The following is a 22,036-nucleotide window of genomic DNA, read 5'->3' on the forward strand; positions in this document are numbered from 1 at the left end:
AATGCTTGGGTCATAACACTCATGACATTATTTAACTTTTTAACTTTGTAGGTCACTTTTATGACAGCAGCTACCGACGACACCCAAAACTCTTCGAACAATACCGAGCAAGAGGCATCTGTATTGTTCAATACTGAACCAACAGATTGCGGACATCTAATCGGGATAATGACACTTAATACCCCAAAATCGCTTAATGCGCTCAGTGTTGATATGTGTCAACTGCTAGCAGCGCAGTTAGAGGAGTGGCAAGCGGATGACCAAGTAGTGGCGATTGTGTTAAAAGGTGCAGGCGATAAGGCCTTTTGTGCAGGCGGTGATATTCGTAAGCTCTATGACAGTATGTCTACTAGTGCGCCGATACCAAACCCTTATGCCACTGAGTTTTTCAGTCACGAGTATCGTCTATATCGTCAAATGCACTTTTACTCAAAACCATTAATACTTTGGGGTGATGGCATTATCATGGGCGGCGGTATGGGGCTGATGGCAGGATGCAGTCATCGTATTGTCACTGAGCGCACACGTTTTGCTATGCCTGAGATTACCATTGGCTTATTTCCTGATGCCTCAGGCAGTTGGTTTTTGCAGCGAATGCCCGCCAAAACAGGTTTGTTCTTAGGCTTGACTGGCGCGATGTGTAACGCCAATGACGCGCTGTTGGCCAACCTAGCAGAGTATGCTGTTGCAAGTCATGATTATGATGCTGTCATACAACGTCTTAAGCAGAGCGACTGGCAAACGCTCGATAGTGCCAGTAGTTCAAACAAGTTCCATCATAATAGTGCGCATAGTATCGTCGGCCGTGCACTTGCTGAGCTGCCAGTAGCCGAGTTGTCTGATAGTAAGCTTGCGACCTACTGGCAGCCTATCCAAAAATTGATGAACAGTGGCGGTTTGGCAGATATCGATGCATTGCTACAAAGTGATGAAGCGCTAGTACAGTTAAATAAAGACTTTTCAGAAGACAGTTGGACTCAGCGAGCAGTTGCAACCTATCGTCATGGTTGCCCAGTGACAGCAGCGTTAACCTACGCGCTGTATCACAAAGTCGCTGATTTGTCGATAGAACAAGTTTTATATTTAGAAGCCAACGTGGCGGTACATTGTGCAGCCAATCCTGATTTCAAAGAAGGTGTGCGTGCATTATTGATTGATAAAGATAAAGATCCGCAGTGGTCGCGCTCGTTGGCAGACTGCGTAAGTGTAGAAGGCCAAGCGTATATCGATAAGCACTTTGCCAATCCTTATCCAAAAGGTGAGCACCCTCTAGAAGATTGGTTGGGTGAGGAAGCTTTGGGCAGTCAGTATGTGCGCTAATTATCTACTAACAAATATTGTCAAATAGTATGTAGCAATGGCTACATCATAAATCATCAAGGAGTGATGAGATGGGTACAAAAGATACAGTGATGATGGATAATAACTCTAAACCAAATATTGCCTTTATTGGGCTTGGTAATATGGGTGCGCCTATGGCAGAAAACTTATTAAAGGCAGGATATACACTTTCTGTCTTTGATTTGTCTGATGCAGCAACCCAGCGCCTAGAAAAAGCAGGTGCTCGCGTGGCACAGAGTCCTAAAGATGCGGCGAGCAATGCTCAAGTTGTCATTAGTATGCTGCCGGCGGGTCAGCATGTGCACTCTGTGTATCTGGGCGATAGTGGCGCTAATGGTCTGCTGGCAGAATTACCAAAAGGCACGCTTGTGATTGATAGTAGTACAATAGCGGCTGCTGATGCTAGGACAGTGGCAGACGCTGCAAGCCATCTTGGCATCGACTTTTTGGATGCCCCCGTGTCTGGCGGGACAGGCGGGGCGATTGCTGGTAGCTTGACCTTTATTATTGGTGGTGATGACGACGCTTTTGCCAAAGCTGAGCCGATACTCGCTGTAATGGGGAAAAATATTTTTCATGCAGGCGAACATGGTGCAGGACAAGTTGCGAAGATTTGCAACAACATGCTGTTAGGTATCCTAATGGCAGGCACGGCAGAGGCGATTAATTTAGGGGTGAAGAACGGTCTAGATCCCAAAGTATTATCAGATATTATGCTACAAAGCTCAGGCCGTAACTGGACGTTAGAGGTCTATAACCCTTATCCGCAAGTTATGGAAAACGTTCCCTCTAGCAATGGCTACCAAGGTGGCTTTATGAGTAAGCTGATGCAAAAAGATCTCAATCTTGCTATGCAAACGGCAAAGGATACTCATGTAGACACGCCAATGGGTGCCAAGGCAACAGAGTTATATGCCACGCATACGCTTGAGAACGGTGATAAAGACTTCTCTAGTATTATGGGCCGTCATGATGCCTCGGTATTGTTTTAGAATTACCTTAGAAATAACGACTCATATACTCAATCACTCTTACTATCGTGAATAGTGAGGACTGATTAAAGAGGGCTTGTTAGATGAAAAAAGGTTCATGCTACATTTATAGCATGAACCTTTTTTTATTTGATCATAGTAATGAATGAGCAATGACTCTATTAGCTTTGTAAGTCATACACGAGAGCTTGAATATCTTGCGCTGCTTGCTGTAGTCGAGGTACATGAGTCAGTAATTCGTCGAGCGATACGCGTATCGTTGGTGCATGCAGGTACAATGAGGCCAGATAGCGCGACTTTTTATCTAATATAGGCACCGCCACCCCCACCATTTCAGAGATAAACTCCTCGTTATCAATACCAATGCCAGTGGTAGCGATACGGTCGAGCTCGGCATTCAAAGCATCAATATCGGTGATGGTGTTTTTGGTGAATTTGTCTAATGGTAAACCCTGCAATATTTTATTACGACTGGTGGTAGACAGTTGGCTCAAATACAATTTACCAGTTGCCGTACACCACATGGGCGACTTTGCACCTACTGGGAGGTATATCTGCAATGGTAAGGTCGTTTGTGCGCGGTTGGTATAAATCATATTCATATGATAAGGAACACCGATACCGCAAGTTTCTTTAAGCTCATCAACCAGTTTTTGCAAAATCATCTGGCGCTCATTAAATAATAAGCGCTGCTGCCAAAGCTCAACGCTCAGATTGCGAACCCGTTTACCAGGAACAATACCGCCACCGATATCAACGGTCAAAAAACCATCGTCGACCAAATTCTGAATTAAACGGTGTATGGTCGGTTTAGGAATATCCAACTCTTGCGATAGCTCAAGTGGAGAGAGAGGTTTAGAAGCATATGACACGGCTTCTATGATCTCTAACACACGGGTGATCGAGGATACTTTAGGCATATAAAAGGCTCAGTAGTAGTAAAAGGGGGTGAGGCTGACGAGACTATAATGTTTTCATAACGAAGATAAATAGTAATAAATCTGCATTCCCACAATAGATCTATTTCTATGTCTAATTTAGCACAATATCAAGCTGAGACAAGGCTTGGTGACACTATATAAGAACATTTGTACTGTTAGCTTCCATATTTACAATTTTTTCTAAGCGAAACAGTAGATACCTCAACTCACACATTGCAACATTCTGTAGTAATAAGCTATATAACTGCTGTTGAGTTGAGTGGCTTACCCAGACATTATGATGAAACATTTTGTAATACCCTCACATGAACATTAAGCGGACCAGTATTCATGTCTACACTGATTAATTGCTTTGAGAGAGTTGTGTAACAGGAATTCAAAGTTTTGCAGGTTGGTGTAGCAATTATTACAGTAACTATGCAATCTTTACATAACGGCAAATAAAAAGCGCATCCATGGGGGTGACTTTTTGAGTCAAAATTGTTTTAATCTCTTCAACAAAATGGTGGTTTAGAAAAGAGCAAAATTATCATTTTTTACGGGCGAGTTACTTTACACTTTAGGAGAATAATTATGAAACTTATTAAACTTACAGCTATCTCTGCTGCTGTTCTAGCATCAACTGCTGCATTAGCAGCTGATCCGGTTATCGTTGTTGATAACAACGATGCGGTAGTATACGAAGCTGAGCCAGTGGCTGTTGCCTACCAAGCAGAACCTGCTTACGCATATAACTCTGATGCTGGTATCGTACGCAACACTACTGGTGCTGTAGTTGGTGGTACTAAAACTTTCTTCCAAACAGCTGTTAACCCAGCATCTGTTAGTGCTGAAGTTGGTACTCTAGGTTATGGTGCTAACATCGGTTGGTCACTTAACGAGAAAACTGAACTACAAGCTGGTTGGGCAGGTGGCGATGTTGCTGAGCTTTTCGGTGGTGATTTTGACGCAAAGGACATCAATTATGATGTTGATAGTGACTTTAGCAACCCGTATCTAGGTGTGCAATTGCGTCCTACTGGTAACTGGTTCACTATGGGTGCTGGTATCATCGTTCCTGACAACGATATTGATGTAAGAGCTAATGCTGAAGGCGAGGGTTATTACAGCATCGATGGCAACAAATATTATGCTGGCACGGCAACTGCGGAGCAACGTCTTGAAGAGGATTTTGGCGGCGAAAATGTAGGTAACCTAGAAGGCTCTATAGAACATCGCAATAAATTAGCCCCTTACTTAACTGTTGGCTTCCGCCCTAACATTACGAATAATTTCGGTGTATTTGGTGAAGTTGGTGCAGCATACTTGGGTAAAGTAGACGCAGATGTCCGCTATACTGGTGAAGATGGTAACACTGTCGCAGCAAATCAAGCTGCTCGTGATGCAGAAAATGATTTAGAAGATAAAAACTGGCTAGAATGGATGCCAATCGTTAAACTTGGTGCAACTTACCGTTTTTAATCTAATCACAGTGTAAATACTGTTATTAGAAGAGAATAAAAAAAACGACCCTTTCTAGGGTCGTTTTTTTATGTCTAGAAGAAAGCGAAGATAATAAATACGAGAGCATTGCCAGATATGATCAAAAAACGACGACTGTTTGATCTGCTTGCAATACTGCAATTTGGTGATTGGATTGATCGTTAGTATGACTGATAGTAATAAGGTCTTTATTCATATCATCAGTCAAGGCAGGAATGACATCAGAGTAATCTATACCTAAACCTTGTGCCAAAGTGTACTGATGGATCTTGATAAAGCTTTCTTTGATTTGCCATAGTAACTTTGCAATATAATCACGCTGATTTTTTGGTAATGTCTGTAAGATAGTAACTTCATTATCTGAGTAAAAACGCTTGACGATATGCCAAGCAACATCATTGTGCTCGATATCGATGCCAGCAGGGCGACGACGACTGATGACCGCTGCTATTTTGCTGTATGAAATAGCAGCGATATTTTGATGAGATTTTTTATTAAATTCGTCTTTGTTATGAGCGGCTGTATGGCTAAAACAGACGTAATACTTGCTTTTGCTAAGGCGATAGGGAAAGCTCGACTCATCTAAGGTATCGCTGATTTCTAGCTTGTTAAGTAGCGCTTGTAGTAACTGTCTTACACCTTGGCGCTGCTGTTGACGTTGCCTATGAGCAATACTACGTTTTGATATTGGTTTTTGTACTGCATGATAATGCCATTTGAAATGACGAAGCTCAGTAAAGACTATATGTGAAGATGGATATACTGATAACCAGTATGAGTCGTTCCACAAGTTGCTCATTCCTACAGGACTGGATAAATCACTTACTTGAGCAGTCACGCACCAAGTTTCATGGTCGAGTTGAGTAAGTTGGACGTTAGTGATATTTAGTACTGGTATTATCATGAGTGGTCATTAGTATTTTTAATTGAAAACAAAGTTTTTTTAGAAATGTAAATAATATACTTAAAATTAGGTATCTTACATTTGAGTTTGAAATATTTATATCTTACTTATAGTGAAACCATTATAAAAATGGTATAGCAAGATTAAACGCTATTTTTCGCAGCCTCTGGAGACGCAGTCACAGCAAGCAAGAAAAGTAGCGTTTAATCGAGCGCGTTTCCTATGCTGTATCAATTTTATTGAGGTTCTACTGTAGCTCAATAGAATATAAAAAGCCCAGTAATATAACATTACTGGGCTTTTTTAAAGCAAATGATTTTTAATGACGCTTAGTAAGACAGCTCAGCACGGCGGTTTTGTGCATAAGCATCTTCGGTGTTGCCAGCCGCTGCAGGACGTTCTTCACCATAGCTAATGACACGGATGTTGTTGGCGGCGACACCCTGAGCAGCAAGATAATTACGTGCTGCTTGGGCACGTCGCTCACCGAGTGCCATATTGTATTCACGGCTACCGCGCTCATCAGTATGACCTGCGATAACGACACCAGCTGCTGGGTTTGAGTTTAATAGGCTCACGTGTTGGTTAAGGACACTCGCCGCTTGCGCAGTGATTTCGCTGCTATCAAAAGCAAAGTAGACAACCGCTTGTAAGTTTTCAGCACCAGTAATGACAGCGGCTGAGTTATCAACGATGACGGCACCATTATAGCCAACTTGACCACCTGGAATACCTAGCGGCGCGACCACAACCTCTGAGGTAGCACGTTTAGTCGCACAACCTGTAGTGAGTGCAACGGCGCTTGATAGTACAGCTAAAACAGCGATCTTAGAAAAACTGATTGACATGACGAGCTCCTAAAATTTTAATTAAATTTATTTTTTAAACTGCTTACGATAAAACTCAGGCAATCTTTAGACATCATATACTAACTGTTAATTTATGTAAGTATTTTTACTGTAAATAACGATAGATAGATATGTAACGTATCACCAGCGGTGTTTGCCCCAGTTTTCAGGATTGGCCCAGTAATCAGCATTGAGCCAATTCGGTAGCTGTTTATAATCATATAAATTGAACTGCCAAAGCGCCGCTGATACAGTGGAAGATGTTATGGATTCAATATCACTAATATCTAAAGATGGCTCGCTTAAGACATCAAATGGCGTAAACCCATAAGGTTTCAAATCAATGGAACTATCAAGCGCAACCAGCAAGTGTGCTGCATAGAGATCACGATAACGCATGAGGGCAGGGATGTATTGATGTAACAGCTCTTGTGAGAGGGTGGGTAGCCAAAAGCAAGCAAGCTCGTATCGTTCAAGCACAGGCTGTTTAGCAAGCTCTGATAAAGTGGAGACGTGCCATGCTTCAGCTGATACGTTATTATCATCTTTAACATTCGTATCTTTAATATGTGTAGTTTTCTTGAGCTGTGTTTGCAGAGTTGATAATTCTGTTTTGTCGTGTGCTACCCATAACAGCTGAGTAGTGTCATCAGTCTGTCTAGTCATCGTTTGTGCTTGTTTATCAAGTGAGCTATCAAGCGAAGGCATGAGAGCATCAACATACTCTATCAGTAGAGGTAACGTGATCTTTGAGTATTTGGCAGTGTGTGTTGTCATATAATAAGCCGTTTATGAAAGGTGAGTTATTAGTGCGCCTATTAAATCATTTTCATCGGCATTATCCAATTGATAACGTGAGCCAATTGTTGATTTAATCATTCATATAGAGGCTAACCAACACACATGAATGTATACGAGGAAATGTATATGAAGGATAAACTCAGTTATCTCGATGCCCATACTTGAAATATAAGGATTTAGGTCAATCTACCTATAAGCAGGAAACCATATATAACATGCGCCCGTTGTGACTTTCATTGTGACTTTGAGCGCCATAAACGTTGCTATCAAGACGAAAGCTATAATGCGAATAGCAAAACAATAACACTCATAACATATCATCAATAATAATAGGAAATTACCATGTCTACTGCTGAAACCGATGCTCAGATCATCAACCCTGAAATGCCAGATGTACCCCCACATGCACCAAGTAAAATTAATCTAAAGGATTACCAAAAACCAAGTTTTGATGTGGAAACGGTCCATTTGGACATCAAGCTGTTTGAAGATTATGCTCAGGTAAATAGTATGCTTAAGATGGTACGCCAAACCACAGGGGATATTGTCTTATTTGGCGAATCGTTAGAGCTGCTGTCTATTATCATGAATGATAAAGCGTTAACATCTGAGCACTACCAGCAAGAAGATGGCAAGCTAACGATTTATGAAGCACCTGATGAGGTTATCTTAGACATTCAGGTACGTATCTCCCCGCAAACTAACACCGCGCTTGAAGGTCTATACATGGCAGGTAGTGGTGACGACACCATGTTTGTGACTCAGTGCGAACCAGAAGGTTTCCGTAAGATTACTTTTTATCCTGATCGCCCTGATGTACTCGCGATATTTACCACTCGACTGGAAGCCGATAAGCGCTATCCGACGTTATTGGCTAACGGTAATTTAGTTGAAGCAGGCGAGGTTGCTGATGCGCCAGAGCGTCATTATGCGATTTGGCAGGATCCAACCAACAAGCCCAGCTATTTATTTGCCTGTGTTATTGCTGATTTGGATGTGTTGACAGACTCTTATACGACCAGCGAAGGTCGGGACGTATTACTTGAGGTTTACGCAAAATCTGCCGATATCGATAAATGTGATGTTGGTATGCAAGCCTTAAAAGACGCCATGAGATGGGATGAGGTCAATTACGGCCGAGCCTATGATTTAGATCGCTATATGATTGTGGCAGTCAGTCAGTTCAATATGGGCGCAATGGAGAATAAGGGTCTTAATATCTTTAACACCGCTTGTGTGTTATCTAGCCCTGAGACCACTACTGATGCGCGCAGTTTTAGCGTAAAAGCCATTATTGCTCACGAATATTTTCACAACTGGACGGGTAACCGTATCACGTGCCGTGATTGGTTTCAGCTGTGTTTGAAAGAAGGTTTTACGGTTTACCGTGATCAGTCGTTTTCAGCAGATCAGCAATCAAGTGCGGTACAGCGTATTGATGATGTGGCGACCTTGCGTGCACATCAATTTGCAGAGGATGCAGGCCCATTAGCACATCCAGTACGCCCAGAGAGCTTTGTTGAGATTAATAACTTTTATACGACAACCGTCTATGAGAAAGGCGCTGAAATCGTACGAATGATTGCGAACACATTAGGGCCGGATGATTTTCGCAAAGGAACAGACGAGTATTTCCGTCGTTATGATGGACAAGCGGTCACGGTAGAAGACTTTTTATCGGCCCTTAGTATCACTGATGACAAAATCGAGGACTTTATCGACTGGTATCGTCAGCCAGGTACGCCAGTGGTATCGGGCTCTCAAACTTATGATAGTGCAGCGCAGACATTAACGATTACCTTGAACCAGCAAACACGTCATGTGAAAGGCTTTGATGCACCAAAACCGTTGCCGATACCTGTAGCAACCGCACTGTTTGATAAAGACTCAGGCGCTATCGTCGCTGAACGTATGTTATTGCTTGACGAGGCGACGCAAACGTTTGTGTTTGAAAATGTCGCAAGTGAGCCTGTTGTGTCTTTACTGCGTGATTTTAGTGCGCCAGTACAGCTCAACTATGATTACCAAGATGCAGACTTGGCCTTTTTGCTCAAGCATGAAACCAATGGGTTTAACCGCTGGCAAGTCACCCAAATGCTAGTCAACCGTATTTTACTGCAAAGCCAAGGTGCGAAGAGCAGTCCTGAAGTGTATTTAGAAGCCTTGGCACAGACGTTGCCCGTTTTAGCAGCTGATGATGCGATGCTGGCTGCACGATTACTTGATATTCCATCAGCGCAAGAGCTGGCTTCTGCTATTCCTCAAGACTACGATCCGGTACTAGTGAAAGAGCAGCGCGATGGACTATATCAGCAAGTAGCAGATAAATTAAAAGATCAATGGGCTACGTTATACAATGATCTGCCAATGCAGTCTTATGAAGACAGTGCTCAAGCTCGAGGCATTCGTGCGCTGCGTAATGTGGTGCTTGATATGGCACTGACTGCTAACGTTGAAGGTGCAGCCGATTGGGCACAACAGCAATATGATAATGCTAGCTGTATGACAGAGCGTTTTGGTGCGTTGAAGGCGATGGTCAACCATCAGCTGCCAAAAGCCAATCATTATTTGACCGATTTCTATAAGCGTTTCCAAGCAAACGATCTGGTGATTGATTTGTGGTTCAGTGTGCAAGCCGCCGCTGATGATGTGACACCTGATGTTATCAAGTCGTTAATTGCGCATACCGATTTTGATTGGAATACCCCTAATCGTGTCCGTTCAGTTATCGGCGCCTTTAGCTCGCAACCAACAGTACTATGGACAGCAGAGGGTCTGAAGATGTATACAGACGTGATCAAAAAACTCGATGATGCCAACCCTGTATTGGCGTCGCGACTGCTACAAGTGCTGGCACGCTGGAATACCTTGGCTGAACCACGTCGTCAAATGGCACATGAGCAGCTAACAGACTTACGCAAGAACGTTTCATCTAAGCATGTGCTTGAAAGTTTAGAGAGTGTATTAGGTGCTGCAAATAGCTGATTGATAATAGCTAGGAAATAATTTAGCTGTAGTATTAACTTTAAAATAAAGCCAACCTCAAACTAGAGTTGGCTTTATTTAATTGAGCGTATAGCATTAATGATCATTAAGAATTAAGCTGCTCAAGAAAATGTTTTTCTTAAAATTCTCTCAATAAAAAGCCCCTTTCGTATCAGTACGAAAAGGGCTTTTTAGTTTTTGCTTGACGATATACTATCGTTAATGGCTATTAGCGGTTTGGTAGCACATCTTTTACCATATCACGCAAGCCGCGCAATGCGGTGACAGTGCTATCCCAGTCTAGACAGCCATCAGTGATAGATTTACCGTACTCAAGCTGACTTAAATCAGCGGTTAGTTTTTGATTGCCGCCTTTTAGGTGACTCTCAATCATCATGCCAATGATTGATTTATTACCATTTTGAATTTGCTCAGCGACGTTTTGGATAACCATCGGCTGCAAGTAAGGGTCTTTACCTGAGTTGGCATGGCTTGAGTCAATCATGATTTTGCCATTGGTTTTGCCTTTTGCCAGTTCGTTCTCAACTTGAGCAACTGCCGTTTCATCGTAGTTAGGCTTGCCATTACCACCGCGGAGTACCACGTGTGCGTAAGGATTGCCTTTCGATTTGATGATAGAGACCTTACCATCTGAGGATAGACCTAGGAAGCTATGCCCTTCTTTAACCGCCTGCATCGCATTGACAGCAACCGTCATACCGCCGTCAGTACCGTTTTTGAAGCCAACTGGGCAAGATAAGCCTGAGCTCATTTCACGGTGTGTTTGGCTCTCGGTAGTACGGGCGCCAATCGCTGACCAGCTAATCAAATCCTGCATGTACTGCGGCGTATTTGGATCAAGGGCTTCAGTCGCACAAGGTAAGCCTTTTTCATTGAGATCAAGCAATAACTTGCGCGCCGTACGCAAGCCCTTTTCGATATCAAAGCTGTCATTCATGTCAGGGTCATTAATCATACCCTTCCAGCCGACTGTGGTACGAGGTTTTTCAAAATAAACACGCATGACCACAAATACGCTGTCTTCGATCTCTTTTGCCAATACGGCTAAGCGATCGGCATACTCATGGGCCGCTTTAATATCGTGGATAGAGCAGGGTCCAATGACCACAAACAGACGCTTGTCTTTACCATCCAAGATATTTTGGATCGTTTGGCGACCGTTTAGTACGGTTTTGTATGCATCGTCTGACAGAGGTAGCTCAGCTTTTAGCTCAGCGGGAGTAATCAAAGGAATAAATTTTTCAATATTCACGTCGTCAATGTCTGCATTATGGGTAACTGATGTTGTCATGGTTATATATCGTCTAGCTGATTTATAGGAATATTCATTATGCGGACAAAAGTGTTGGTTGACAAGGGTAGTCCGGTAGTTAATTGACTGATAACTGGAATGAGGAAACTAAAACTTAGTTATACTTACACATGATTAAGGTTATATTTGAATTCGCAAATGCACGTTTGGTATTTCGTTTTTCTGTCTATTAATAAGGATGAATTAAGTGCTGGGTGCTCAACGATCAGATTTTATGCGTGAATTTAGCTATTTGTATCATCGTCACGTATGATAGCGACCGCGATGGCTTTATGATTGCGCACTAAAACGATTGCACACTAACACATGAACGCCAAAAAATAGACACAGATAAAATGTGTATGTCATCAACCTCTATCATTGACTTACTGTGTTATATTTTACAACAACGATTTATTTTATTTGTATATCTTCAATATTGAGAGCTTGTCATGACAGATTCTGCTACGTCTCATCCACATACTGATTCCATCAGCCAAACAGAGACGGATTTTAATAAACCTAAAACGACTGCCACGCCGCTAGTGATAGCCATTGTCGCAGGTGAAGTGTCAGGTGACAGTTTAGGCGCAGATTTTATGCAACAGATGAATAATCTGCGTGATGACATCGTTTGGGTAGGCGTGGGCGGCACTAAGATGCAAGCGCAAGGATTGCAAAGTATTTTTCCATTGGAGCGTTTGGCAGTGATGGGTCTGGTTGAAGTCATGGCGCAGCTACCAGATTTGCTCAAAGCACGCCGCGAGCTGCTGAGCGCCTTTGAGGTAGCTGGTATCGATTGGTTTATTGGTATCGATGCACCTGATTTTAATCTACGGGTCGCCAAGAAACTAAAGCCAAAAGGCATCTTTTGCGTGCAGTATGTCAGTCCTTCTATTTGGGCATGGCGTGAGTCGCGTATCCATAACATTAAAGCGGCGACTCATCTGGTATTGTGCCTATTCCCATTTGAGCTACCGGTTTATGAGCGTCATAATCATCCGGCGATCTGTGTGGGGCATCCGTTGCTACGAACCATTGATCAAGCACTGATAGACACGCCAATCAATCAGCGCCGTAGCGAGCTGGTCTGGCACAATGATGGTTTACAGCAGTTTTTTATTGAACGGTTTGATGATGTCAGCCAGCTTATCTGCGTGATGCCTGGCTCTCGGCGTGGCGAGATTACCGCTATCTTGCCATTGATGCTTGACGGCATTCAAAAGCTCATATTATTAGACCCAAAGCTGTGTTTTATCATTCCAACGGTTGATCAAAATCACCAATATATTGTGCAAGAAGTCATTGATCAATGCTCAGAGCAGCTGCGGGCGGCTATTGTCGTCGTTTATGATGATACTCAGCCAGAGTTTAGTCAGCATGCGATGGCAGCGTCAGATATCGTGATGCTAGCCTCTGGGACAGCAACATTGGAGGCAATGCTGCTTGAGCGTCCGATGGTGGTGGTTTATCAATTGAATCAGATCACTTATCAGATTGCCAAACGTCTGGTAAAAGTGCCTTATGTGGCACTACCTAACATTTTGGCTAATGCGCCGATTGTGCCTGAGCTTATTCAAGAGCAGGCAAGTGGGGATAATATTTGCCGTACGGTGATGCGTCTATTACAACCGCGTGCTTATGCTGAGCAATTAAAAGATCTGCTCGCGACAAAGCACACGTTGCAGCAGCAAAGCAATCATGAGCCAGCAAATAGCGTGATTGAACAATATTTTATGAGCGATAGTAATGCCTCTAATCTTACCTAACCTAGAAAGACTTTCTAATATTATGCAAATTCAACCTAGCACAAAAAACCTAGCCCAGATAATTGACGTCAGTATTGATCATATTGATGTCAAAGGGCAGTATATTCAATTGGCGGCGCCTATACGCTTATATGGACAGTTGAATACCTCTAAGCTGTTTGCTCAATATGAGCGCGATGAAGCGCAACGCTTAGAACAGTCAATATTAAAAATTGGCGTTGATGAAGCAGGACGTGGACCGTTATTAGGTAGTGTCAATGTGGCCGCCGCGATATTGCCTGCGTCTTGGTCAGGATTGATTGAAGAACAACCACTCAAAGACACACCATTGTCGATACTGACAGACTCCAAAAAACTGAGTGAAAAAAAGCGCGATATCCTTTATCCACTGGTAAAGGTGCATGCCCTCGGTTATATCATCGCTGATATACCCGCAGCTGTCATCGATCAAGTCAATATTTTACAAGCAACGATGCTTGGTATGCGCTTGTGTACGGAGGCACTGCTAGATGCCGCTCTTACATGCTTGGTGACTAAAAACAATGAGAATACATTGCTTAAACAATTACAAATTGAAGTATTGTTTGATGGTAATCGCTGTCCTGATTTGAGCCATGCTACATTTCACGAATTGGGCATATCGCCATCTTCTGTTGATTGCCAAGCATGGGTGAAGGGTGATGCACGTCATACCAGTATCGCAGCGGCTAGTATATTGGCAAAGGTGAGCCGTGATGAGACCATGTATGCCCTTGACATGCAGTATCCAGAATACGGTATTGCCAAACATAAAGGCTATCCAACTCGCGCACATATGGAAGCCATTGAGAGACATGGTGTCTTATCAGCACATAGGCGCAGCTTTGCGCCAGTGAGAAAGGCATTAGAGAGCTAATTTTAAACGACAATATCTCGTCTAGAAATCGTCTAATAATAAAGATTTAATGTACCAGCAGAAAGAAGATATATACCTATGTTAACAAATAGGCAAATTTTCGGAAAAATAACGAGCGAAAATTTATAAAATGTAATACAATATGTTGCTCTTGGTATAAAGTGCTGTTAAATCAATAACTAAGCTTTTATTTTGAGTTTTATTCTCACTATGAATTATATATATTACTATTTTATAGGATAAGAAATGATGGCTCATCCCCCTCAAAAGAACCTTGCTGTAGTGCTTTTCTTAGCGGTATTTTTAACCGCCTGCGGTGGTGGTGGTGACTCTGATAATGGTTCTACATCCAATAATCCACAGAGCGAAACACAAGATGAGCAAGATAGTAATCCTATTAATGAAAGCAATGCGCCAACTGAGAATAATCCGCAAGCAGCCTTAAGTGCTAATAATCAATTTAGTCTGGCAAGAACCAGTTGTGGTTTAAGTGGCTTATCTGTCGATACGGCGCTTGATGATATTGCGATTAAGCACGCAAACTATATCAAATACGTCTTTGCTAATAGCACGCCGACCAGTTTTAATGCCCATGTCGAAAATAAAATCAGCGATATTGCTAGTTTGACAGGTAGCAATAACCCATTCTTCGGTGGATTAGATTTCTCAGATCGCTTATTAAACGCAAAATACAGCAACGCACAATATGGTGCCACAGAAAATATTGCTCAATCTGTCTACTTCAATTCAGCAGGAAGCTTTCTGAAAACGGATGTGGTGGCAACATCAATGGCCAAGTCGTTGTTGGCAGCACCCTATCATTTGCGTTCATTGATGCTACCCACCTCAAGCGCTGTTGGCTCAGCCATGGTTTTATATAAACCGGATGCCAAAAATCCAGCTCTTAACCAAGGTTATGTCTTGGTTAGCCATGCCTCAGCGACAAAAGCGACCAAAGATACAACCGTGTCAGGTGTTTTTACTTATCCCTGTCAAGGTGTGACTGATACAGTAACTGCTCTGTATAGTGAGTCGCCAAACCCTGTTAAAGGCACAGGTCGCGATTTACGTACCGATCCTATCGGACAGCCTGTTTATGTGAGTATGCCATCAGCGAACAAAATCAAAGTCAGCAACATCAAGTTCCGAGATACTCAGCGAAATACTAATGTACCGATTCAATTGATCGACTTTGATAACGATCCGTATGTGAACACCAACTACGCATTACCAGCGAATGAGGCATTCATTTTGCCATTAACAGATGCACTAAAGAGCTGCGAAGTTAATCGCGCGGTAAATCAAAGCCAGCAATGTGGTCTGTATGGCAATACCAAATATCAAGTAAGCTTTGATATCTTGGTTGATGATAAAAACTTAGAAAGTAAGTCATTCACTTTTACGACGGGTAAGGTAAATTATTAGTTAAACCGTTTAATCAATTGTACAAACAAAAGGACTGAACCAGATAACTGGTTCAGTCCTTGTTTTATATAAAGACACTATAAGAATGTGACAAAGTAAGCAGACTGGATAAAACCTACTTTAAAATGAAGAGTTTGGCTGTTGCAAAAAGGCTTTTTCATCCTCAGTTGATTTGCGCCCTAGTGCCTCATTACGATGTGGGTAACGCCCAAATTGATCAATAATTTCTTTATGACGATATTCAAAATCTAGCGTAGTGGCATCATCCAACTGTCTAAATAATGGCAAATAGCGCTCATGAATTAAGGCAGATTCAGAGTGCATAAATGGGATAATCATAAACTTACGCCATTGCATCGGTAAAGTGTCAAAATAGGGCTGCTGAGTGGCTTCTTGTGCTAAAACTAATGCCATACCATCTTGGGCAAAAGCACAGGCTTGTTCGCGACACAGGTTTCGTGAAAACTGATCTAAGACAATGATTTCTGCCAATCGTCCTGCTAGCGCTGTTATTGAACTATTGCCATCTAGAGAAGATTCTGCGAGGCGCCATTTAACGCATTCACCTTGCTTTGCTGCCTGCCAAATGTCACCAAACTTGTCCTTTATCTGCTTATCAAAACGATCGTTTTGTTCAAACCAACACGCTTCATTATCTTTATCAAACCAAAAATCCAATACTGCACGCGCATCCGGGTGGAGGTGCGTCAAGTCTATATGTTTTGGGTCTAATTGAGAGGCATGGGATCGACTGGCAGAGGTGGAATAATCGGTTGAGAGTGCCATAAGATATTCTAATTATGATGGATTTAGTCTACTATAGCGCAAATATTTATATCTGTCTGTCAAGATACCAACAGTAGAGTGTCTATTAGGTAACCTATTATGAATGCAAAAAATCTAGAGAATTCTATCAACGCGACATTGCCACCAACGCCATACTACGTGCTTGATGAAGCGGCGATCGTTGCCAATATGAAAATCATCGCTAGGCTATGTGAGCTGTCTGGTGCAAAAGCATTATTGGCACTAAAATGCTTTGCCACATGGGGTGTTTTTGATGTGATGCAGCCTTATCTGCATGGCACGACTTCGTCTTCACTTAACGAAGTGAGATTGGGCTATGAGACCTTTGGTAATAACGCTGATGCCAGTAGCAGCGATAAAAAAGAAACCCACGCTTATAGCGTCGCCTATAGTGCAGATGAAATTCCTGAAGTACTCAGTTATGCTGATAAGATTATATTTAACTCAATCTCACAGCTAACTGCTTTTAAAAATCAAGCGGCAGCGCAAGGTGTTCCAGTAGGCTTACGCTTAAATCCAAAAACCAGCAACTCATCATTTTTGATTGCTGATCCTGCACGTCCATTTAGCCGCCTTGGTGAGCACGATAAAGATAAAATCGCAGCGGTACTAAGCGATATTACAGGCGTTATGATTCATAACAATTGCGAAAATGACAGTTTTGAGGCTTTTAGTGAAAGTTTAGCTGATATCGAATCTAGATTTGGCGATATTTTGCAGCAACTTGAATGGGTGAGCTTGGGCGGCGGCATTCATTTTATCGCGCCTGACTATCCACTAGAAAAGCTGGCTGACAGATTAAAAGTATTTAGTGAGACCTATGGCGTGCAAGTTTATTTAGAACCAGGTGAAGCAAGTATCCATGGCGCAGGCACGTTGGTGACGACAGTGTTAGACACCATGCACAATCAAAAAAATCTCGCCGTCGTCGACGCTTCGATTGAAGCACATATGCTCGACTTGCTTATCTATCGTGAGTCCGCACCGATTGCCGCGATCAATAATACTGCTAGCAATATTGCACCTACTGGCAATCCAGCAGAAGCTGCGCCGTCTGAAGCCAATGCTGAGTCGGCAGACCATACCATTATTTATGGTCGTTCTTGCTTGGCAGGTGATATCTTTGGTGAGTATGCATTACCGAGTAATCTTCAGATAGGCGATAAGATCGCCTTTGGTAATGCGGCCGGTTATACGATGGTCAAGAAAAACTGGTTCAATGGGGTTAATATGCCAGCGATAGTGATCCGCCGTTTGGATGGCAGTACTGATATCCAGCGTGAGTTTGACTATGAGGAATATAAAGCCAGCCTATCTTAAGCCTTAGTAGCGTTAGTAGCCTTAGTTTTTAAGACTATGTTATTGTCGGGTTTTGTATTTTAATGTTTAAAAAACAAAGGCTTAACCTGTATTAGTATGCATTTTAATATCTCTACTTTTTATACATATTTTTTACCGATAAGGGAATAAAAATTGTTATAATCGCGTCGGGCAAATAATGGAGTATTATCTGCCCGACGGGTGCGTGGGTTTTCCTCGGTCTTCCTTTTTAATTCACGCATATCATTCACTCGTTTCTGTTTTGCATAGCCACAATCAATGGTATCGACAGGGACACAAAGGAGGATTGTTCATTGAACACAAACCAACCAGCCAAATCTAACAAAAAAAACGTACTTATCATCGGAGCAGGCGGCGTCGCTCAAGTGGTCGCGCATAAATGTGCGATGCACAATGATGTGCTCGGCGAGATCCATATCGCCTCACGTACCAAAGACAAATGCGATGCCATCGCGCAGAGCGTAAAAGAAAAAGACAGCTTTAAGCAGGCTGCAGTCTTGCATACGCATCAGGTCGATGCCATGGACAGCCAAGCACTCGTGCAGCTGATACAAGATACAAAAATACAAATACTGATTAATGTAGGCTCGGCATTTATCAATATGACCGTACTAGAAGCTTGTATTGAAACAGGCACGGCATATATAGATACGGCTATTCATGAAGATCCACGCAAGATTTGTGAGACGCCGCCGTGGTACAACAACTACGAGTGGCAACGCAAACAGCGCTGTGCAGACAATAATGTCACTGCTATTCTAGGTGCAGGCTTTGATCCCGGTGTGGTCAATGCGTATGCACGCTTGGGTTATGACATGATGGATGCAGGATCTGTGACTGATATTGACATCATTGATATCAATGCCGGCAGCCATGGCAAATATTTTGCGACTAACTTTGACCCAGAGATCAACTTCCGTGAGTTCACCGGTACGGTTTACTCTTGGCAAGATAGCAAGTGGCAGTCTAATAAAATGTTTGAAGTCAAACGTACGGATGATTTGCCAGTTGTGGGTGTGCAGAACAGCTATTTAAGCGGACATGACGAGATTCATTCGCTATCAGCCAACCTAGATGTACCAAACATTCGTTTTTGGATGGGCTTTGGTGAGCACTACATCAATGTCTTCACTGTCTTACAAAGCTTAGGACTATTGTCTGAGCAGCCAGTGATGACGGCTGAAGGCCAAGAAGTGGTGCCGCTAAAAGTCGTGAAGGCGGTACTACCAGATCCAAGCTCGCTTGCACCAGAATATACAGGCAAGACCTGCATTGGTGATAAAGTTAAAGGCAAAATCAATGGCGTTGAGACAGAAGTGTTTATCTATAATGTCTCAGATCATAAAGACGCTTACAACGAAGTGGGTAGCCAAGGTATCTCGTATACTGCAGGCGTGCCACCTGTTGCTGCTGCGATGCTAGTTGCGACTGGTGAATGGGATGCAGGCACAATGGTCAACGTCGAAGAGCTAGATGCCAAGCCATTTATTAATCTATTGAATAAGATTGGTCTGCCAACGCGTATCAAAGATAGCGAAGGTGATAGAGCGCTTGAGTTTGATATTTAAATAACGAGTTTGATTTAGAAAAGCCTGTCTTTTATAGATAGGCTTTTTTGTGTTTGACTGTATTGTAAAAAAGAGGAGCTGGATTCACTATTTCTAGGGGATGATTAGATACTACTAACGAGGATCAAGAGCTGAGTATTTTCAAGGTCGATCTATATAATGAACAAAATTTATGACAGCTCGTCTGGTATTGAGAAATGGAATTAAATATGGATATGGATGAGATCATTGACAATATTTTTGCCGATAACGCAGGTGAAACTTTAGAAAGTTATCGTTCTAAAAAGTTACTACATTCAAGAATATCCAGCGAGGCAAATCAGTATATAGAAACAGATTCTTCAGATTGGCCACCTATTACCTTTAATTGGGACTTATCAAAAGAAGGTCAACGCTTCTCTTTAGATGGTGAGAATGAATCAAATTTTAAAACTCACTATCAAGAAGGTTTTATATTAGGGAAAGTAGAGTTGCATGCCTTAAATAGTAAACTATGTCATTTTAGCCGTAGGGATAAAGGCGAGCTGTGGACGGTAGGGTGTAAAAGTAGCTTGGCATATTTGATTGTCTATTTATCTGAAAAAAGACCTATATCGCCGCCACTGGTAAAACCTCACCTTATGGGAGAGGTTATGTTAATGGGCGGACATCACCGATATGCTATTGCAAAAGAAATACGGGAGAAGTATATTCCTATTTATGTAGAACCAAAGTATAGAAAAGAAATCGATAAACTCATGGAAATAGATTGGATTAGCTAGAGTAGTGAAATACACACTGTACGCTATATAAGCGTTTTTATGACAGCGTAATTATGTTTTCTTCATCACCCTTCACTAGGATTATATTCTCGTAGCGCCGCAATACGGTCATCAAGTGTGGGGTGTGAGCGGAATAAGTTGGCAATACTAAAGCCTTGCGTTTGTCCAGACGAGATTGCAAATGCTTTCATACTCTCAGGCATTTGATCTGGTCGCTGTGCAGAAGGACGCAGAGCATCAAGCGCACTGATCATTTTTTCGCGGCTGGCAAGTTTGGCCCCCATTTGATCTGCACGGAATTCACGTAAGCGTGAAAACCACATCACGATGGCAGATGCCAAAAACCCAAGCAGAATATCCATCACAATACTGGTGATAAAGTAACCGATACCTGGGCGATCACTGGTGTTTTTGAACACAGTACGGTCCACGAAGCTACCGACAATGCGCGCAAAGAACATCACAAACGCATTGACCACGCCTTGAATGAGGGCAAGGGTTACCATATCACCGTTGGCTACATGACCAATCTCATGCGCCAATACCGCTTCGACTTCATCTTGATTCATATTCTGTAGTAGACCAGAGGATACCGCTACCAGCGCTTTATTCTTATTCCAGCCAGTCGCAAAAGCATTTGGCTGCGAGTTATTAAAAATACCAACCTCAGGCATACCGATGTTTACCGCTTGCGCTTGTTTTGCCACTGTATCGACCAGCCATTGCTCAGTTGGGTTGCGTGCAGATTCTATTACCACCGTACCCGTGGATTTTTTGGCCATCCATTTTGACAGAAATAGCGAAATCATTGAGCCGACCATACCGTAGATACCGCACATAACTGCAAGGCTGACATAATCTAGCCCACCTGCCGTATATACACCGCCAATCCCAAAAAATCTGGATAGTATCCCAAACACAATGCTAAAGACCACGATCACGGCCAAGTTGGTCAATAAAAACAATCCAATACGCATCATGACGCTAATTTCCTATTTAAAGTGTTGGTATGGCCTAGATAGGCGGTTATCTAAGAGGTTTGTTTGCCATGATAGATTTTACTGGGGTTTTGTGTGTCATACTATTTCAATATTGTCAAAATGCTAAAATAATTATGTTGTCCTAGCTATAGTGAGATTTTTTGAGACAATTAGCGAACTAGGTATATATTAGCTCGTTGCCAAGACTGGTTAGCTACAGTACAACATCACCGAAACTATTGCCTATTGATCTAAGTATTAAGTTTTGGTCAACTATTTCTTATTTTGATTTCTCGGAAGATAATGATGACCAAGATTAATCTTTAAAAAATTATAAAAATGCGAACATCTCATGCAACTAGAAATAAATATTATAGACGCCTTCACTGACACTTTGTTTAAAGGCAATTCTGCGGCGGTTATTGTGACAGATACATGGTTAGATGATGCTTTGATGCAGTCTATTGCGTCTGAAAATAACTTGTCTGAGACCGCTTTTATTGTTGCTGATGGCATAGGTGTTTATCATATTCGTTGGTTCTCACCATTGACCGAAATTGACTTCTGTGGTCATGCGACTTTAGCCGCTGCCTATGTATTGTTTAATAAAAATTCAAACGTACAGTCGATTAACTTTTCAGCCAAAGCGGTTGGTATTTTGACAGTCGCAAAAACGGATTCTGGCAAAATGCAAATGGATTTTCCCAATAGAATGCCTGAAAGAATCGATGAGATTCCTGATAGTTTATTAGCAGGTCTATCCATTGTGCCTGCTGAAGTCTATCGTAATACTCAAGCGTATTTCGTCATCTATGATGCTGAATCCGATGTGCTGAATGTCGTGCGTGATAATGAAAAGTTGAAGCAGCTATAGCGCCTTATGA

Annotated in this window: 18 protein-coding genes; 11 read left to right on the forward strand and 7 right to left on the reverse strand. The window is 42.3% G+C overall.

Annotated features, from left to right (window positions below; all coding sequences use genetic code 11):
* Positions 1–60: 60 nt before the first annotated feature.
* Both GYK50_RS05850 and mmsB read left to right on the forward strand, forming a co-directional pair.
* On the forward strand, positions 61–1,320 hold the full coding sequence (locus GYK50_RS05850; protein WP_093069932.1) for an enoyl-CoA hydratase/isomerase family protein: 1,260 nt from the start codon (positions 61–63) through the stop codon (positions 1,318–1,320).
* Between the two features lie 71 nt (positions 1,321–1,391).
* Entirely contained in the window at positions 1,392–2,333 is a 942-nt protein-coding gene (gene mmsB / locus GYK50_RS05855; protein ID WP_071001711.1) for a 3-hydroxyisobutyrate dehydrogenase, read from the forward strand.
* A 161-nt stretch (positions 2,334–2,494) separates the two neighbouring features.
* Here the strand turns inward: mmsB and GYK50_RS05860 are convergent, their stop codons facing one another.
* Positions 2,495–3,253: an IclR family transcriptional regulator gene (locus tag GYK50_RS05860; protein WP_093069935.1), complete on the reverse strand. Its 759-nt coding sequence runs from the start codon at positions 3,251–3,253 to the stop codon at positions 2,495–2,497.
* A gap of 594 nt (positions 3,254–3,847) precedes the next feature.
* Between GYK50_RS05860 and GYK50_RS05865 the strand changes: the two genes are divergently transcribed.
* On the forward strand, positions 3,848–4,735 hold the full coding sequence (locus tag GYK50_RS05865) for a hypothetical protein (RefSeq protein WP_186474372.1): 888 nt from the start codon (positions 3,848–3,850) through the stop codon (positions 4,733–4,735).
* Positions 4,736–4,856: 121 nt separating this feature from the next.
* Here the strand turns inward: GYK50_RS05865 and GYK50_RS05870 are convergent, their stop codons facing one another.
* From GYK50_RS05870 to GYK50_RS05880, 3 genes are all read right to left on the reverse strand, one after another.
* Positions 4,857–5,660 carry a 4'-phosphopantetheinyl transferase superfamily protein gene (locus tag GYK50_RS05870; protein ID WP_212564449.1) on the reverse strand — a complete coding sequence of 268 codons (804 nt, stop codon included), beginning with the start codon at positions 5,658–5,660 and terminating at the stop codon, positions 4,857–4,859.
* A 329-nt stretch (positions 5,661–5,989) separates the two neighbouring features.
* A complete protein-coding gene (gene pal, locus GYK50_RS05875; RefSeq protein WP_093069940.1) occupies positions 5,990–6,508 on the reverse strand; it encodes a peptidoglycan-associated lipoprotein Pal in 519 nt (172 codons plus the stop codon).
* Positions 6,509–6,649: 141 nt separating this feature from the next.
* Complete coding sequence (locus GYK50_RS05880; RefSeq protein WP_071001709.1) at positions 6,650–7,285, reverse strand: DUF6231 family protein; 636 nt, start codon at positions 7,283–7,285, stop codon at positions 6,650–6,652.
* A gap of 408 nt (positions 7,286–7,693) precedes the next feature.
* On the opposite strand from GYK50_RS05880, the gene pepN reads away from it, so the two are divergent.
* A complete protein-coding gene (gene pepN / locus GYK50_RS05885) occupies positions 7,694–10,294 on the forward strand; it encodes an aminopeptidase N (RefSeq protein WP_420070485.1) in 2,601 nt (866 codons plus the stop codon).
* A 229-nt stretch (positions 10,295–10,523) separates the two neighbouring features.
* On the opposite strand, the gene GYK50_RS05890 is transcribed toward pepN, so the two are convergent.
* A complete protein-coding gene (locus tag GYK50_RS05890) occupies positions 10,524–11,606 on the reverse strand; it encodes a 3-deoxy-7-phosphoheptulonate synthase (RefSeq protein ID WP_058025756.1) in 1,083 nt (360 codons plus the stop codon).
* A gap of 452 nt (positions 11,607–12,058) precedes the next feature.
* On the opposite strand from GYK50_RS05890, the gene lpxB reads away from it, so the two are divergent.
* The 3 genes from lpxB (at position 12,059) to GYK50_RS05905 (ending at position 15,695) form a co-directional block, all read left to right on the forward strand.
* On the forward strand, positions 12,059–13,375 hold the full coding sequence (gene lpxB / locus GYK50_RS05895) for a lipid-A-disaccharide synthase (RefSeq protein ID WP_071001708.1): 1,317 nt from the start codon (positions 12,059–12,061) through the stop codon (positions 13,373–13,375).
* 22 nt (positions 13,376–13,397) lie between these two features.
* Entirely contained in the window at positions 13,398–14,270 is an 873-nt protein-coding gene (locus GYK50_RS05900; protein ID WP_212564451.1) for a ribonuclease HII, read from the forward strand.
* Between the two features lie 246 nt (positions 14,271–14,516).
* Positions 14,517–15,695, forward strand: a complete 1,179-nt coding sequence (locus tag GYK50_RS05905; protein ID WP_212564452.1) for a CAP domain-containing protein — start codon at positions 14,517–14,519, stop codon at positions 15,693–15,695.
* A gap of 120 nt (positions 15,696–15,815) precedes the next feature.
* Here GYK50_RS05905 and GYK50_RS05910 read toward each other — a convergent pair whose 3' ends face one another.
* Entirely contained in the window at positions 15,816–16,481 is a 666-nt protein-coding gene (locus tag GYK50_RS05910) for a DUF924 family protein (protein ID WP_212564453.1), read from the reverse strand.
* Positions 16,482–16,580: 99 nt separating this feature from the next.
* Here GYK50_RS05910 and GYK50_RS05915 point away from each other — a divergent pair, with 99 nt between their 5' ends.
* From GYK50_RS05915 to GYK50_RS05925, 3 genes are all read left to right on the forward strand, one after another.
* The gene (locus tag GYK50_RS05915) at positions 16,581–17,822 is read left to right on the forward strand and encodes a carboxynorspermidine decarboxylase (RefSeq protein WP_212564454.1); all 1,242 of its coding nucleotides are present in this window, start codon (positions 16,581–16,583) and stop codon (positions 17,820–17,822) included.
* A 314-nt stretch (positions 17,823–18,136) separates the two neighbouring features.
* Complete coding sequence (locus GYK50_RS05920; RefSeq protein WP_212564455.1) at positions 18,137–19,411, forward strand: saccharopine dehydrogenase family protein; 1,275 nt, start codon at positions 18,137–18,139, stop codon at positions 19,409–19,411.
* A gap of 209 nt (positions 19,412–19,620) precedes the next feature.
* Positions 19,621–20,172 (forward strand): ParB N-terminal domain-containing protein, encoded by a 552-nt coding sequence (locus GYK50_RS05925; RefSeq protein ID WP_212564456.1) that lies wholly within the window; start codon positions 19,621–19,623, stop codon positions 20,170–20,172.
* A gap of 65 nt (positions 20,173–20,237) precedes the next feature.
* Here the strand turns inward: GYK50_RS05925 and htpX are convergent, their stop codons facing one another.
* The gene (gene htpX, locus GYK50_RS05930; protein WP_212564457.1) at positions 20,238–21,152 is read right to left on the reverse strand and encodes a protease HtpX; all 915 of its coding nucleotides are present in this window, start codon (positions 21,150–21,152) and stop codon (positions 20,238–20,240) included.
* A 352-nt stretch (positions 21,153–21,504) separates the two neighbouring features.
* On the opposite strand from htpX, the gene GYK50_RS05935 reads away from it, so the two are divergent.
* Positions 21,505–22,026, forward strand: a complete 522-nt coding sequence (locus GYK50_RS05935; protein WP_223334195.1) for a PhzF family phenazine biosynthesis protein — start codon at positions 21,505–21,507, stop codon at positions 22,024–22,026.
* The last annotated feature ends 10 nt before the right edge of the window (positions 22,027–22,036 follow it).

It is taken from the genome of Psychrobacter pacificensis (assembly GCF_018336615.1).
GTDB lineage: Bacteria > Pseudomonadota > Gammaproteobacteria > Pseudomonadales > Moraxellaceae > Psychrobacter > Psychrobacter pacificensis.

Coding starts and splice junctions, on each gene's coding strand:
- GYK50_RS05850 (WP_093069932.1), top strand. CDS start 61: ATGACAGCAGCTACCGACGACACCCAAAACTCTTCGAACAATACCGAG.
- mmsB (WP_071001711.1), top strand. CDS start 1,392: ATGGGTACAAAAGATACAGTGATGATGGATAATAACTCTAAACCAAAT.
- GYK50_RS05860 (WP_093069935.1), bottom strand. CDS start 3,253: ATGCCTAAAGTATCCTCGATCACCCGTGTGTTAGAGATCATAGAAGCC.
- GYK50_RS05865 (WP_186474372.1), top strand. CDS start 3,848: ATGAAACTTATTAAACTTACAGCTATCTCTGCTGCTGTTCTAGCATCA.
- GYK50_RS05870 (WP_212564449.1), bottom strand. CDS start 5,660: ATGATAATACCAGTACTAAATATCACTAACGTCCAACTTACTCAACTC.
- pal (WP_093069940.1), bottom strand. CDS start 6,508: ATGTCAATCAGTTTTTCTAAGATCGCTGTTTTAGCTGTACTATCAAGC.
- GYK50_RS05880 (WP_071001709.1), bottom strand. CDS start 7,285: ATGACAACACACACTGCCAAATACTCAAAGATCACGTTACCTCTACTG.
- pepN (WP_420070485.1), top strand. CDS start 7,694: ATGCCAGATGTACCCCCACATGCACCAAGTAAAATTAATCTAAAGGAT.
- GYK50_RS05890 (WP_058025756.1), bottom strand. CDS start 11,606: ATGACAACATCAGTTACCCATAATGCAGACATTGACGACGTGAATATT.
- lpxB (WP_071001708.1), top strand. CDS start 12,059: ATGACAGATTCTGCTACGTCTCATCCACATACTGATTCCATCAGCCAA.
- GYK50_RS05900 (WP_212564451.1), top strand. CDS start 13,398: ATGCAAATTCAACCTAGCACAAAAAACCTAGCCCAGATAATTGACGTC.
- GYK50_RS05905 (WP_212564452.1), top strand. CDS start 14,517: ATGATGGCTCATCCCCCTCAAAAGAACCTTGCTGTAGTGCTTTTCTTA.
- GYK50_RS05910 (WP_212564453.1), bottom strand. CDS start 16,481: ATGGCACTCTCAACCGATTATTCCACCTCTGCCAGTCGATCCCATGCC.
- GYK50_RS05915 (WP_212564454.1), top strand. CDS start 16,581: ATGAATGCAAAAAATCTAGAGAATTCTATCAACGCGACATTGCCACCA.
- GYK50_RS05925 (WP_212564456.1), top strand. CDS start 19,621: ATGGATATGGATGAGATCATTGACAATATTTTTGCCGATAACGCAGGT.
- htpX (WP_212564457.1), bottom strand. CDS start 21,152: ATGATGCGTATTGGATTGTTTTTATTGACCAACTTGGCCGTGATCGTG.
- GYK50_RS05935 (WP_223334195.1), top strand. CDS start 21,505: ATGCAACTAGAAATAAATATTATAGACGCCTTCACTGACACTTTGTTT.